The 13,052-nt window shown below is 70.9% G+C and carries 14 protein-coding genes and 1 pseudogene; 11 read left to right on the top strand and 4 right to left on the bottom strand.

Translation table 11 applies throughout. The annotated features are described in order from the left end of the window. The first annotated feature begins 136 nt into the window (after positions 1–136). From ACH4NX_RS29445 to ACH4NX_RS29435, 3 genes and pseudogenes are all read left to right on the top strand, one after another. Entirely contained in the window at positions 137–490 is a 354-nt protein-coding gene (locus ACH4NX_RS29445; protein ID WP_398129409.1) for a hypothetical protein, read from the top strand. A 66-nt stretch (positions 491–556) separates the two neighbouring features. Further along, complete coding sequence (locus tag ACH4NX_RS29440; RefSeq protein ID WP_398129408.1) at positions 557–1,663, top strand: amidohydrolase family protein; 1,107 nt, start codon at positions 557–559, stop codon at positions 1,661–1,663. Between the two features lie 18 nt (positions 1,664–1,681). Next, positions 1,682–2,419: pseudogene (locus tag ACH4NX_RS29435) on the top strand (nucleotidyltransferase domain-containing protein). Here ACH4NX_RS29435 and ACH4NX_RS29430 read toward each other — a convergent pair. The 4 genes from ACH4NX_RS29430 to ACH4NX_RS29415 all read right to left on the bottom strand — a co-directional run bounded on the left by ACH4NX_RS29430 (position 2,374) and on the right by ACH4NX_RS29415 (position 6,173). Next, complete coding sequence (locus tag ACH4NX_RS29430; RefSeq protein ID WP_398129407.1) at positions 2,374–3,396, bottom strand: heme A synthase; 1,023 nt, start codon at positions 3,394–3,396, stop codon at positions 2,374–2,376. The pseudogene ACH4NX_RS29435 and the gene ACH4NX_RS29430 overlap by 46 nt on opposite strands. 55 nt (positions 3,397–3,451) lie before the next feature. Beyond that, positions 3,452–4,222: an ABC transporter permease gene (locus ACH4NX_RS29425; protein ID WP_351399109.1), complete on the bottom strand. Its 771-nt coding sequence runs from the start codon at positions 4,220–4,222 to the stop codon at positions 3,452–3,454. Continuing rightward, positions 4,219–5,142, bottom strand: coding sequence for an ABC transporter ATP-binding protein (locus ACH4NX_RS29420; protein WP_351399110.1), 924 nt, complete (start codon positions 5,140–5,142; stop codon positions 4,219–4,221). The genes ACH4NX_RS29425 and ACH4NX_RS29420 overlap by 4 nt, the downstream gene beginning before the upstream one ends. A 242-nt stretch (positions 5,143–5,384) precedes the next feature. After that, on the bottom strand, positions 5,385–6,173 hold the full coding sequence (locus ACH4NX_RS29415; RefSeq protein WP_351399113.1) for an AAC(3) family N-acetyltransferase: 789 nt from the start codon (positions 6,171–6,173) through the stop codon (positions 5,385–5,387). A gap of 160 nt (positions 6,174–6,333) precedes the next feature. On the opposite strand from ACH4NX_RS29415, the gene ACH4NX_RS29410 reads away from it, so the two are divergent. From ACH4NX_RS29410 to ACH4NX_RS29375, 8 genes are all read left to right on the top strand, one after another. Continuing rightward, positions 6,334–7,092: an ArsR family transcriptional regulator gene (locus ACH4NX_RS29410; RefSeq protein ID WP_351399115.1), complete on the top strand. Its 759-nt coding sequence runs from the start codon at positions 6,334–6,336 to the stop codon at positions 7,090–7,092. Further along, positions 7,089–8,510 (top strand): Fe-S cluster assembly protein SufB, encoded by a 1,422-nt coding sequence (sufB, locus tag ACH4NX_RS29405; protein ID WP_345590620.1) that lies wholly within the window; start codon positions 7,089–7,091, stop codon positions 8,508–8,510. The genes ACH4NX_RS29410 and sufB overlap by 4 nt, the downstream gene beginning before the upstream one ends. Positions 8,511–8,571: 61 nt before the next feature. Beyond that, positions 8,572–9,792 (top strand): Fe-S cluster assembly protein SufD, encoded by a 1,221-nt coding sequence (sufD, locus tag ACH4NX_RS29400; protein WP_398129406.1) that lies wholly within the window; start codon positions 8,572–8,574, stop codon positions 9,790–9,792. After that, positions 9,789–10,106: a non-heme iron oxygenase ferredoxin subunit gene (locus ACH4NX_RS29395; protein WP_279565804.1), complete on the top strand. Its 318-nt coding sequence runs from the start codon at positions 9,789–9,791 to the stop codon at positions 10,104–10,106. The genes sufD and ACH4NX_RS29395 overlap by 4 nt, the downstream gene beginning before the upstream one ends. A 7-nt stretch (positions 10,107–10,113) precedes the next feature. Further along, complete coding sequence (gene sufC, locus ACH4NX_RS29390; protein WP_279565805.1) at positions 10,114–10,878, top strand: Fe-S cluster assembly ATPase SufC; 765 nt, start codon at positions 10,114–10,116, stop codon at positions 10,876–10,878. Beyond that, positions 10,875–12,146 carry a cysteine desulfurase gene (locus ACH4NX_RS29385; protein WP_351399120.1) on the top strand — a complete coding sequence of 424 codons (1,272 nt, stop codon included), beginning with the start codon at positions 10,875–10,877 and terminating at the stop codon, positions 12,144–12,146. The genes sufC and ACH4NX_RS29385 overlap by 4 nt, the downstream gene beginning before the upstream one ends. A gap of 17 nt (positions 12,147–12,163) precedes the next feature. Beyond that, positions 12,164–12,634, top strand: coding sequence for a Fe-S cluster assembly sulfur transfer protein SufU (gene sufU, locus ACH4NX_RS29380; protein WP_121746393.1), 471 nt, complete (start codon positions 12,164–12,166; stop codon positions 12,632–12,634). Beyond that, complete coding sequence (locus ACH4NX_RS29375; protein ID WP_055416328.1) at positions 12,631–12,963, top strand: metal-sulfur cluster assembly factor; 333 nt, start codon at positions 12,631–12,633, stop codon at positions 12,961–12,963. The genes sufU and ACH4NX_RS29375 overlap by 4 nt, the downstream gene beginning before the upstream one ends. Positions 12,964–13,052: the final 89 nt, after the last annotated feature.

Raw genomic sequence — 13,052 nt, 5'->3', positions numbered from 1 at the left:
GGGGGGGGGGGGGGGGGGGGGGGGGGCCGCCCCCGGCCCGCCCCCGGGGCGGGGGGGGGGGGGGGGGGGGGGCCCCCCCCCCCCCCCCCCCCCCCCCCCGTCGCCGTTCGATCTACCCGTCGGTAGCATCCTGGTCATGGCAGACACGCAGCAGGTTGACACGAAGGCCGGGTGGGCCGAGCGGTGGGCCGAGTACCGGCTGACCCGGATGGCCGGGCGGATCGACGCCTTCTCCAAGGCTCACGGCGGCGCCGAGGCCCAGGTGGCCTACCTCGGTGAGCGCGGCGCCCGGATCGTGCTCGTCGGTGAGGACGGCGCCTGGGGCGACCTGGTCGCGCGCTCCGTCGAGGCCGCCCGCAAGGCCGTGGAGAAGTCCGGCATCACCGTCCACGACGACTTCGACGGCGAGTTCGCGGCCAATGTGGAGACGGGCCCCTACGAGTGGTCGCGCATGGCGGGCATCCAGGTCGGCGGGCCGAGCAACACCTGAGACCGGGTTCACCCGTTAGGACCGTAGGAAGCCGTAAGGCGCACGGTCCCAGCAGGGGGAGCCCGGATGATCGAAACGCCGTCCCTGGTGGACCAGTACTGCCACGGCGTCCTGAGAACGGAGCTGGGCCTCGGCACCTTCGAGGCCCGGCTGGCCCGCACCGAGGGCCCGCCCGCCGCGGGCACCACCCTCTTCGACACCCAGACCGGCTTCGCGGTACGCCGCTGGTGCCCGCCCCTGCTCGGCCTGGAACCGCACTGCACGCCCGCCCGCTACCTGGCCCGGCGCCGTGAACTCGGTGTCCTGGAGGCCGACCGCAGACTGCTGCGGGGCAGCGGCATCACCACCTACCTGGTCGACGCGGGCCTGCCCGGCGACCTCACCGGACCCGCGGAGATGGCCATCGCCGCGGACGCCGACGCCCACGAGATCGTCCGCCTGGAACTGCTGGCCGAGCAGGTCGCCGACACCTCCGGCACCGTCGACTCCTTCCTCGCCAACCTCGCCGAGGCGGTGCACGGCGCCGCCGCGAACGCGGTCGCCTTCACCTCGGTGGCCGGCGTACGGCACGGGCTCGCGCTCGCACCCGAACCACCCGGCCCCGGCGAGGTGCGGGGCGCCGCCGCCCGCTGGCTGACCGGGCGCGAGGTCGGCGGCGAGCTGAGCGACCCGGTCCTGCTGCGGCACCTGCTGTGGAGCGCCGTCGCCTCGGGCCGGCCGCTCCAGCTGCACGCGGGCCTCGGCGAGCCGGGCCTGCGCATCGACCGCACCGACCCGATCCTGCTCACGGACTTCGTACGGGCCACCGCCGGCCTCGGCACCGACCTGGTCCTGCTGCACGGCTACCCGTACCACCGCCACGCCGCCCACCTCGCCGGAGTCTTCCCGCACGTCTACGCCGACGCGGGCGCCGCCCTGGTGCGCACCGGCGCCCGGGCCGCGACGGTCCTCGCCGAGATCCTGGAGCTGGCGCCCTTCGGCAAGATCCTGTTCTCCAGCGGCGCCCAGGGCCTGCCCGAACTGCACGTGGTCGCCGCCCGCCTCTTCCGCGAGGCCCTGGGACGGGTGCTCGGCGCCTGGGTGGCCGAGGAGGCATGGGCATCCAAGGACGCGCGGCGGGTGGCGGGAATGATCGCGTCGGGGAACGCGGTGCGGGTGTACGGCCTGGACTGAATCGCGGACACTGACCGGATGCCGACCGACACGCTGCTCGATCGCTTCCTCCAGTCACTCGAACCCCTCGCCCCCGTCGCCGTCTGGGCCCACGGCTCACTGGCCGGCGGCGACTACCAGGAAGGCCGCAGCGATCTCGACCTGATCGCGGTGCTGGACCGTCCGGTCACCGCCCGCACGGCCTGGCGGCTGGGACTGCTCCACGCCCGACTGCGCGCCGAGCCGCTCGCGGGATAACTGCACTGCACCTATCTGTCGCCCGACTTGGTCGCGGGCTCCGCACGGCGCCACCTGACCTGGGCACACGGGCAGCTGTTCAAACGGCCGGTCACCCCGGTCACCCGGCGCGAACTGCACACCTTCGGGCGGGTACTGCTGGGGGAGGCACCGGGGTCCGTGCTGCCGCCCGTGTCCGACACCGAGCTGGCCGGCTTCGTCGTCCGGGACCAGCGGGACTTCTGGCGGCCGGCCGTGCGCCGGGGCGAGCTGTGGCGGCAGGACGTCTGGGTCGACCTGGGCCTGCTCACCTTCGCCCGCGCCACCGTCACGCTGCGGGACGGCACCCTGGTCTCCAAGCGGCAGGCACTCACGGAACTCCGCGGCCTGGGAGCGCCCGGCGAGGTCGTCGACGACATCGAGCGACGCCGCTACGGGAACCCCGTGCCGCCCGCCGCCGACTGGACCGTCCGCCGCGGCGAACTGACCCGGAGCTACCTGGGGCCGGCCATCGACACGCTGGTCGCCTCGTACTCCTGAACCGGCACCCCGGGCGCCGTCTCCCCGGGCCGCTCGCGCAGCGCGAGCAGCACCCTCAGTGCCGCGATCCACATCACGCACGACCCGAACATGTGCAGACCGACGAGGACCTCGGGGAGGTCGGTGAAGTACTGCACATAGCCGATGGCGCCCTGGGCGAGCAGCACCAGGAAGAGGTCGCGGGTGCGGGCCAGCGGGCCCTTGGGCGCGTCGACCGCCTTCAGGACGAACCACAGGGCGAACGTCAGCGTCACCACGACCCACGCCAGGACGGCGTGCACCTTGCTCACCGTCTCCCAGTCGAGCGGCATCCGCGGCACGTCGCTGGAGTCGCCCGCGTGCGGGCCGGCCCCGGTGACCACCGTGCCGACCGCGATCAGCAGCACGGAGACGCCGATCATCGCCCACACCAGCTGCTGGACCGCCTTGCCGACCAGGGGGCGCGGTGCCGCGTCGCCCTCCCGGGTGCGGTGCCACATCACGGTCGCGACGGCGATCAGCGCGGTCGACAGCAGGAAGTGGGCCGCGACGGTGTACGGGTTCAGGCCGACCAGGACCACGATGCCGCCGAGGACGGCGTTGCCCATCACGATCCAGAACTGCAACCAGCCCAGCCGCGTCAGGCCGCGCCGGTACGGCTTCTCCGAGCGCGCGGCGATGATCGCCCAGCCGACGGCGGCGCACAGCACGTAGGTCAGCAGGCGGTTGCCGAACTCGATGACGCCGTGCACGCCCATCTCGCTGGTGTTGGTCAGCGAGTCGTCGGTGCACTTGGGCCAGGTCGGGCAGCCGAGGCCCGAGCCGGTCAGGCGCACGGCACCGCCGGTGACGACGATGGCCACCGCCATGACGAGCGCGGCGAGGGCCGCCCGCCGGACCGTCCGGGGCTCCGGGGTCCAGCGTGCGGCGATGAAGGCGAGCGGATTGCGCACGGCGGCTGCGGCGTCGGCGCGGGTCACGTTTGGCACGCCGTCCATCGTAGGCGCCCGCTTGTGCACGCTTTCACGAGGGTCCCGTCAGCGGTACGTGTTCCTACTCCCAGCGGAAGAGCGTCCCGGCCGCCGCGAGCCCCACGACCGCCCAGACGGCGAGGATCCCCAGGTTGCCCCAGGGCATCCCGGCTCCGTGCTGGAGGACGTCCCGCAGCCCGTCCGACAGGGCGGAGATCGGCAGCAGCCCCAGCACGCTCTGCGCCGCGTCCGGGAACTTGTCCAGCGGCACGATCACCCCGCCGCCCACGAGGAGCAGCAGGAAGACCAGGTTGGCGGCGGCCAGCGTGGCCTCCGCCTTCAGCGTGCCCGCCATGAGCAGCCCGAGCCCGGAGAAGGCGGCCGTGCCGAGGACCAGGAGCAGCAGCACGGCGAACGGGTTGCCGTGCGGCGACCAGCCGAGCGCGAAGGCGATCACCGTCAGCAGGATGATCTGGAGCACCTCGGTGACCAGGACGGACAGCGTCTTCGCGGTCATCAGGGCCCAGCGCGGCAGCGGCGAGGCGGCCAGCCGCTTGAGCACCCCGTACCGGCGCTCGAAGCCGGTGCCGATGGCCTGCCCGGTGAACGCCGTCGACATCACGGCGAGCGCCAGGATGCCGGGCGCGAGGAAGTCGACGGCCTCACCGGCGCCGGTGTCGATGATGTCCACGGAGCTGAACAGGACCAGCAGCAGCGTCGGGATGATCACCGTCAGCAGCAGCTGCTCGCCGTTGCGCAGCAGCATCTTCGTCTCGAGCGCGGCCTGGGCCGCGATCATGCGGCCGAGCGGCGCGGCGCCGGGCTTCGGCGTGTAGGTGCCGGTGGTGGTCATGAGCGCAGCTCCTTGCCCGTCAGTTCCAGGAACACGTCCTCCAGGGTGTGCCGCTCCACCGAGATGCGGTCCGGCAGCACGCCGTGCTGGGCGCACCAGGAGGTCACCGTGGCGAGCAGCTGCGGGTCGATCTTGCCGTTGACGCGGTAGCTGCCCGGGGTCAGCTCGGCGGCCGACGAGTCCGCGGGAAGTGCCTTGAGCAGGGACGCGACGTCCAGTCCCGGGCGGCCGGAGAACCGCAGGGTGTTCTCGGCGCCGCCGCGGCACAGCTCCTCGGGCGAGCCCTGCGCGATGACCCGGCCGGCGTCGATGACGGCGACGTCGTCGGCCAGCTGCTCGGCCTCGTCCATGTGGTGGGTGGTGAGGATCACCGAGACGCCGTCACCGCGCAGGTCCCGTACGAGGTCCCAGGTGGCGCGGCGGGCCTGCGGGTCCAGGCCGGCGGTCGGCTCGTCCAGGAAGACCAGCTCCGGGCGGCCGACCACGGCCATCGCGAGGGCGAGCCGCTGCTGCTGCCCGCCGGAGAGCCTGCGGTACGTCGTCCGGCCGCACGAGCCCAGCCCGAGCCGTTCGATCAGCGCGTCCACGTCCAGCGGGTGGGCGTGCAGCTTCGCGACGTGGCGCAGCATCTCGTCCGCGCGGGCGCCGGAGTAGACGCCGCCGGACTGGAGCATCACGCCGACCCTGGGCCGCAGCTCGGAGCCCTGCCCCGCCGGGTCGAGGCCCAGCACGCGCACCGTGCCGGAGTCCGGCCTCCGGTATCCCTCGCAGATCTCGACCGTGGTCGTCTTGCCCGCCCCGTTGGGGCCGAGTACGGCGGTGACACCCGCCCGGGCCGCCAGGTCGAGGCCGTCCACCGCGGTCTTCGTGCCGTACCGCTTCACCAGGGCCTGGACCTGGACCACGGGCTCGCTTCGCATGGGTCACGAGTCTAGGTACGCGGACGAGGGCTCAGGCGCGCGGGTGCGGGATCTCCTCCGCGGGGGTGGGCGTACGGGGCGCTCGTGGGGACGGCGGATGCTCGCGCGCCGGGACGGCGTACGCCGTCCCGGGGCCCCGTGAGCCGTCGCTCGCGGGGCGCGCCGGCGCCCCTGCGCGGGCCGCTCACCGGTGCCGGCGCGGGCGGTCGCGCGACCGGGCACGTCGCCCGCGGCCGCCCCCGCTACTCACGGGGACGGTGCAGCGGCAGCCACCTTTGCGCGTAGGCGACCGCGTCCGCCAGCGGGAAGAGCCGTGTGACGGCCGCGCCGACCCGCCCCCGTACGACGGGCCGGTCCCGCTCGAAGTCGTGCCCCAGCTCGTCGAACCGGTCCGAGGTGATCGACACCTCCGTCACGCGCTCCCAGCCCACCGGTCCCGGCCGCCCCACCTCCACCAGCGGGGACGGAATCCGGTACTCGGCGAGGTGGAAGGCCGTGCAGGCCTCGAAGCCCGCGCCGAGCAGCAGGACCCGGGCGCCCAGCCGCTCCAGGGTCGCCAGCGGGCTGCGCTCGCCCAGACGGCAGTCGGCCGCGTGGCCGGCGACCACCTCGGCGGCGCGGGGGCCGAGGGCCGCGAAGGACGTCTGCGGATGCGCGCTGCGCAGGGCGCCCGGCCAGGTGCGCACCGTCTCGGGGAGTACCCCGACCCCGCGCGAGGGCGTGATCAGCGGGTCGTAGGGCGGCATCGCGGTGCGGACGGTGTGCCACCACTCCTCGGGCACCGGCGGGCTCTGCCACAGGGCCGGGTCCGAGAGGTCGCCGGTCTGGGTGGGGACCACCAGGGTGCCGTCCGGGCCGAGCGCGTCGAGCAGCCCCTGGACGACCGCGACGGGACCTCCGCAGACCCAGCCGAGGGAGCTGAGCGAGGAGTGCACGAGGAGGGTGTCGTCGGTCCGCACACCCAGCTCGCGCAGCCCCGCGGCGATGGTGCCCCGGGTGACGAGTGGGCCGGTGGGAGGGGGTGTGGGCATGACCGGGAGTGTCCCGCAGGCCCGTCCGCGATGCCACCTCATTGATCGATCAAAGATCGTTTCCGCAGGTCAGATTAGGTATGCCTAAGTGACGCAGGGCACCGCACGAAGATCCGGACGCGGCTTGCCGACCCCGGATGAATTACGCAACAATGGCGTTGTGAAAAACGTTGGCGAGGCTCCGCAGGAGGAACTCGCGACCGGTGAGCGGTCCACCCGCAACCGTGTCGCGCGTTCCGTCCTGGACCACGGGCCGTCGACCGTCGCCGAGCTCGCCGGACGTCTGGGGCTCACCCAGGCCGCCGTCCGGCGCCACCTCGACGCGCTGGTCGCCGACGACGTGGTCGAAGCCCGTGAGCAGCGGGTCTACGGCACGCGCACGCGCGGACGGCCCGCCAAGGTCTTCGCGCTCACCGACTGCGGCCGGGACGCCTTCGACCAGTCGTACGACAAGCTGGCCGCGGACGCCCTGGGCTGGATCGGCCGCCAGGAGGGCGGGGAGCAGGCGATCGCCGCCTTCGCCCGTGCCCGGATCGCCGCCCAGTCAGGCGCGTACCGCAAGGCGGTCGAGTCCGTCCCGCCCGAGAAGCGCACAGAAGCGCTGGCCAAGGCCCTCAGCGCGGACGGGTACGCTGCTACCGCGCGGAGCGCACCCCACCCCCAGCAGGGCGAGCAGCTGTGCCAGCACCACTGCCCGGTCGCCCACGTCGCGGAGCAGTTTCCGCAGCTGTGCGAGGCGGAGACGGAATTTTTCGCCGAGTTGCTCGGTACTCATGTACAGCGGCTCGCGACCATCGCGCACGGCGACGGGGTCTGCACCACGTTCATTCCGAAGACTTCGCACGCGCCACCCACGGCGCAAGCGCCCACGAACACCGCTAACGCATCTGCAAGCACGGCCGGGAGGAACCCCGCATGACGCTCCCCACGGAGACTGCTCACCCCGAGCTCGAGGGCCTGGGCAAGTACGAATACGGCTGGGCCGACTCCGACACGGCCGGCGCCTCTGCCAAGCGCGGCATCAACGAGGACGTCGTCCGCGACATCTCCTCGAAGAAGAACGAGCCGGAGTGGATGACCAAGCTCCGCCTCAAGGGCCTGCGCCTCTTCGAGAAGAAGCCCATGCCGAACTGGGGCTCGGACCTGTCGGGCATCGACTTCGACAACATCAAGTACTTCGTGCGCTCCACGGAGAAGCAGGCGGAGTCCTGGGAGGACCTGCCCGAGGACATCAAGAACACGTACGACAAGCTCGGCATCCCCGAGGCGGAGAAGCAGCGCCTCGTCGCCGGTGTCGCGGCCCAGTACGAGTCCGAGGTCGTCTACCACCAGATCCGTGAGGACCTGGAGGAGCAGGGCGTCATCTTCCTGGACACCGACACGGCCCTGAAGGAGCACCCGGAGCTCTTCAAGGAGTACTTCGGGACCGTCATCCCCGTCGGCGACAACAAGTTCGCCTCGCTGAACAGCGCGGTGTGGTCCGGCGGCTCCTTCATCTACGTGCCGAAGGGCGTGCACGTCGAGATCCCGCTCCAGGCCTACTTCCGTATCAACACGGAGAACATGGGCCAGTTCGAGCGGACCCTGATCATCGTCGACGAGGGTGCTTACGTGCACTACGTCGAGGGCTGCACGGCGCCGATCTACAAGTCGGACTCCCTGCACTCCGCCGTGGTCGAGATCATCGTCAAGAAGAACGCCCGCTGCCGCTACACGACCATCCAGAACTGGTCGAACAACGTCTACAACCTGGTCACCAAGCGCGCCGTGGCGTACGAGGGCGCGACCATGGAGTGGATCGACGGCAACATCGGCTCCAAGGTGACGATGAAGTACCCGGCCGTCTACCTGATGGGCGAGCACGCCAAGGGCGAGACCCTGTCCATCGCCTTCGCGGGCGAGGGACAGCACCAGGACGCCGGCTCCAAGATGGTCCACATGGCGCCGAACACGTCCTCCAACATCGTCTCGAAGTCCGTGGCGCGCGGCGGCGGCCGTACGTCCTACCGCGGTCTCGTCGAGATCGGCGAGGGCGCCCCCGGCTCCAAGTCGAACGTGCTGTGCGACGCGCTGCTCGTCGACACCATCTCCCGCTCCGACACGTACCCCTACGTGGACGTCCGCGAGGACGACGTGTCCATGGGTCACGAGGCGACCGTCTCCAAGGTCTCCGAGGACCAGCTCTTCTACCTGATGAGCCGTGGTCTGAGCGAGTTCGAGGCGATGGCGATGATCGTGCGAGGCTTCGTCGAGCCGATCGCGAAGGAGCTGCCCATGGAGTACGCCCTCGAACTCAACCGGCTGATCGAGCTGCAGATGGAAGGCGCGGTCGGCTGACGCCCGTCCCTTCGCAGCAGTCCCAGATTTCTTGACGCAGGAAGAGAGCAGACCGACAGCCATGGCTGAGGCTCAGAACTCCCCCACCCTCAACTCCGTTCGGGCGGGGGGACCCCCACCGGTGGGCTCCACCACCGCCGGTCAGATCGCGGTGGCCGCCGAGTCGACCGTCGCCACGCGCATGAGCGCGCCCGCGTCCTTCGACGTGGCGGATTTCGCGGTCCCCCACGGCCGCGAGGAGGAGTGGCGGTTCACCCCGCTGGAGCGGCTGCGCGGGCTGCACGACGGCACCGCGGCCGCCACCGGCGACGGTGTGAAGGTCGACATCGACGCGCCCGAGGGCGTCGTCGTCGAGACCGTCGACCGCGGTGACGCGCGTATCGGCAGGGCGGGCACCCCGGTGGACCGGGTCGCCGCCCAGGCCTACTCGTCGTTCGAGAAGGCCGGCGTGATCACCGTCCCCAAGGAGGCGGTCCTCACCGAGCCGATCCGCATCGCCGTGCACGGCGAGGGCGGCACCGCCTACGCCCACCAGGTCGTCGAGCTGGGCGCCTTCGCCGAGGCCGTGGTCGTCATCGACCACACCGGTGACGCGGTGCTCGCCGCAGGCGTCGACTACGTCCTGGGCGACGGCGCCAAGCTGACCGTCGTCTCCGTCCAGGACTGGGACGACAAGGCGGTGCACGTCGGCCAGCACAACGCGCTGATCGGCCGGGACGCCACCTTCAAGTCGTTCGTGGTCACCTTCGGCGGCGACCTGGTCCGGCTGCACCCGCGCGTCGCCTACGCCGGTCCCGGCGGCGAGGCCGAGCTGTTCGGTCTCTACTTCACCGACGCCGGCCAGCACCAGGAGCACCGCCTCCTGGTCGACCACAACGTCCCGCACTGCAAGTCCAACGTCGTCTACAAGGGCGCGCTGCAGGGCGAGGACGCGCACGCGGTCTGGATCGGCGACGTGCTCATCGAGGCCGCGGCCGAGGGCACCGACACCTACGAGATGAACCGCAACCTCGTCCTCACGGACGGCGCGCGGGTCGACTCGGTGCCGAACCTGGAGATCGAGACCGGCGAGATCGTCGGCGCCGGCCACGCCTCGGCCACCGGCCGCTTCGACGACGAGCAGCTCTTCTACCTGATGGCGCGCGGCATCCCCGAGATCGACGCCCGCCGCCTGGTGGTCCGCGGCTTCTTCGCCGAACTCGTCCAGCAGATCGGTGTCCCGGACATCGAGGAGCGTCTGCTCGCCAAGATCGACGAGGAGCTGGAGGCGTCGGTCGCATGACCTTCGTACGCGTCTGTGGAGCGGGCGAGCTGGAGGAGGACACCCCCAAGCGGGTGGAACTCGACGGCACGCCGATCTCCGTCGTGCGGACCGAGGGCGAGCTGTTCGCGATCCACGACATCTGCTCGCACGCGAACGTCTCCCTCGCCGAGGGCGAGGTCGACGACTGCCACATCGAGTGCTGGCTGCACGGCTCGCGCTTCGACCTCCGCTCGGGCAAGCCCGACAGTCTTCCGGCGACGCGCCCCGTCCCCGTTTACCCCGTAAAGATCGAAGGGGACGACGTACTCGTCTCCCTCACCCAGGAGTCCTGAGGCACCCATGGCAACGCTTGAAATCCGAGACCTGCACGTCACCGTCGAGGCCGACAACGCCACGAAGGAGATCCTCAAGGGCGTCGACCTCACCGTGAAGCAGGGCGAGACGCACGCCATCATGGGCCCGAACGGCTCCGGCAAGTCGACCCTCGCCTACTCCCTCGCGGGTCACCCCAAGTACACGATCACCGGCGGCACCGTCACCCTCGACGGTGAGGACGTCCTGGAGATGTCCGTCGACGAGCGCGCCCGCGCCGGCCTCTTCCTCGCCATGCAGTACCCGGTCGAGGTCCCCGGCGTCTCGGTCTCCAACTTCCTGCGCACCTCCGCCACCGCCGTCCGCGGCGAGGCCCCCAAGCTGCGCACCTGGGTGAAGGAGGTCAAGGAGGCCATGCAGCGCCTCAACATGGACCCCGCCTTCGCCGAGCGCAACGTCAACGAGGGCTTCTCCGGCGGTGAGAAGAAGCGCCACGAGATCCTTCAGCTGGAGCTGCTCAAGCCGAAGATCGCGATCCTCGACGAGACCGACTCCGGCCTCGACGTCGACGCCCTGCGCGTCGTCTCCGAGGGCGTCAACCGGGTCCACGAGTCGGGCGAGGTCGGCACCCTGCTGATCACCCACTACACGCGCATCCTGCGCTACATCAAGCCCGACCACGTCCACGTCTTCGCCAACGGCCGCATCGCCGAGTCGGGCGGCGCCGAGCTGGCCGACAAGCTGGAGGCCGAGGGCTACGAGGCATACACGAAGGGCGGCGCATCCGAGTGACACAGCTGCCGGGCCTCCTCACCGCGCCCAGTCTTCTGGGTGAGGCGATCCGCAAGGACTTCCCCATCCTGGACCGCGAGGTCCATGACGGACAGAAGCTCGTCTACCTCGACAACGCCGCGACCTCGCAGACCCCCCGCCAGGTCATCGACGTGCTCACGGAGTACTACGAGCAGCACAACGCCAACGTCCACCGTGGCGTGCACGTCCTCGCCGAGGAGGCCACGGCGCTGTACGAGGGCGCGCGGGACAAGGTCGCGGAGTTCATCAACGCGCCCTCCCGCGACGAGGTGATCTTCACCAAGAACGCCTCGGAGTCGCTCAACCTCGTGGCCAACATGCTGGGCTGGGCCGACGAGCCCTACCGCGTGGACCACGAGACCGAGATCGTCATCACGGAGATGGAGCACCACTCCAACATCGTGCCGTGGCAGCTGCTGGCGCAGCGCACCGGCGCGAAGCTCCGCTGGTTCGGTCTCACCGACGACGGCCGCCTGGACCTGTCCAACATCGACGAGGTCATCACGGAGAAGACGAAGATCGTCTCCTTCGTGCTGGTCTCCAACATCCTGGGCACCCAGAACCCGGTCGAGGCGATAGTGCGCCGCGCCCAGGAGGTCGGCGCGCTGGTGTGCGTCGACGCCTCCCAGGCCGTGCCGCACATGCCGATGGACGTACAGGCCCTCCAGGCCGACTTCGTGGCCTTCACCGGCCACAAGATGTGCGGCCCGACGGGCATCGGCGTCCTGTGGGGCCGCCAGGAACTGCTGGAGGACCTCCCGCCCTTCCTCGGCGGCGGCGAGATGATCGAGACCGTCTCGATGCACTCCTCCACGTACGCCCCGGCCCCCCACAAGTTCGAGGCGGGAACGCCCCCCATCGCGCAGGCGGTGGGCCTGGGCGCGGCGATCGACTACCTCAACTCGATCGGCATGGACAAGATCCACGCCCATGAGCAGGCGCTGACCGAGTACGCGGTGAAGCGGCTGCTGGACGTCCCGGACCTGCGCATCATCGGTCCGACGACGGCCGAGGACCGCGGCGCGGCGATCAGCTTCGCGCTCGGCGACATCCACCCGCACGACGTGGGCCAGGTCCTCGACGAGCAGGGCATCGCGGTCCGGGTCGGCCACCACTGCGCCCGCCCCGTCTGCCTCCGCTACGGAATTCCTGCGACCACGCGAGCGTCGTTCTATCTGTACTCCACGCCGGCCGAGATCGACGCACTGATCGACGGCCTGGAGCACGTACGGAACTTCTTCGGCTGACGGGACGAGCGAAGAGCATGAAGCTGGACTCCATGTACCAGGAAGTCATCCTGGACCACTACAAGAACCCGCACGGGCGTGGTCTGAGGGACGGCGACGCCGAGGTGCACCACGTCAACCCGACGTGCGGCGACGAGATCACGCTGCGCGTGAAGTACGACGGCACGACGATCAGCGACGTCAGTTACGAGGGCCAGGGCTGCTCGATCAGCCAGGCGAGCGCCTCCGTGCTGAACGACCTGCTGGTCGGCAAGGATCTCGCCCAGGCGCGGCGGATCCAGGAGACCTTCCTGGAGCTGATGCAGTCCAAGGGCAGGATCGAGCCCGACGACGCGATGGAGGAGGTCCTGGAGGACGCGGTCGCGTTCGCCGGGGTCTCGAAGTACCCGGCCCGGGTCAAGTGCGCCCTGCTGAGCTGGATGGCCTGGAAGGACGCGACGGCCCAGGCACTGGACGGCGCCGACGCCGAGAAGGAGACGACGGCATGAGCGAGACCGTGGAAATGAAGCCCGCCTCGGAGGAGGAGGTCCGCGAGGCCCTGCTGGACGTCGTCGACCCCGAGCTGGGCATCGACGTCGTCAACCTGGGCCTGATCTACGGCGTCCACATCGACGACGCGAACATCGCGACCATCGACATGACCCTGACGTCGGCGGCCTGTCCGCTGACGGACGTGATCGAGGACCAGGCCAAGTCCGCCACGGACGGCATCGTCAACGAGCTGCGCATCAACTGGGTCTGGATGCCGCCGTGGGGCCCGGACAAGATCACGGACGACGGCCGCGAGCAGCTGCGCGCGCTCGGGTTCAACGTCTGAGACACACCCGCACCACTGCACGGAAACGGCGACGCCCCTCGGGCGTCGCCGTTTCCGTGTGCGCATCCCCGCCGTTATGTACGCTCGTA

Origin of the sequence: Streptomyces sp. NPDC017225 (assembly GCF_044331465.1) — a bacterium.
Lineage (GTDB): Bacteria > Actinomycetota > Actinomycetes > Streptomycetales > Streptomycetaceae > Streptomyces.
This window is presented reverse-complemented; position numbering and strand designations above follow the sequence as displayed.

Bases quoted from the DNA above. Each gene is read 5' to 3' on its own strand.
- sufD (WP_398129406.1), top strand. From the start codon at position 8,572: ATGGCTGAGGCTCAGAACTCCCCCACCCTCAACTCCGTTCGGGCGGGG.
- ACH4NX_RS29440 (WP_398129408.1), top strand. From the start codon at position 557: ATGATCGAAACGCCGTCCCTGGTGGACCAGTACTGCCACGGCGTCCTG.
- ACH4NX_RS29375 (WP_055416328.1), top strand. From the start codon at position 12,631: ATGAGCGAGACCGTGGAAATGAAGCCCGCCTCGGAGGAGGAGGTCCGC.
- ACH4NX_RS29395 (WP_279565804.1), top strand. From the start codon at position 9,789: ATGACCTTCGTACGCGTCTGTGGAGCGGGCGAGCTGGAGGAGGACACC.
- ACH4NX_RS29425 (WP_351399109.1), bottom strand. From the start codon at position 4,222: ATGACCACCACCGGCACCTACACGCCGAAGCCCGGCGCCGCGCCGCTC.
- ACH4NX_RS29430 (WP_398129407.1), bottom strand. From the start codon at position 3,396: ATGGACGGCGTGCCAAACGTGACCCGCGCCGACGCCGCAGCCGCCGTG.
- ACH4NX_RS29445 (WP_398129409.1), top strand. From the start codon at position 137: ATGGCAGACACGCAGCAGGTTGACACGAAGGCCGGGTGGGCCGAGCGG.
- ACH4NX_RS29420 (WP_351399110.1), bottom strand. From the start codon at position 5,142: ATGCGAAGCGAGCCCGTGGTCCAGGTCCAGGCCCTGGTGAAGCGGTAC.
- sufC (WP_279565805.1), top strand. From the start codon at position 10,114: ATGGCAACGCTTGAAATCCGAGACCTGCACGTCACCGTCGAGGCCGAC.
- ACH4NX_RS29415 (WP_351399113.1), bottom strand. From the start codon at position 6,173: ATGCCCACACCCCCTCCCACCGGCCCACTCGTCACCCGGGGCACCATC.
- sufB (WP_345590620.1), top strand. From the start codon at position 7,089: ATGACGCTCCCCACGGAGACTGCTCACCCCGAGCTCGAGGGCCTGGGC.
- sufU (WP_121746393.1), top strand. From the start codon at position 12,164: ATGAAGCTGGACTCCATGTACCAGGAAGTCATCCTGGACCACTACAAG.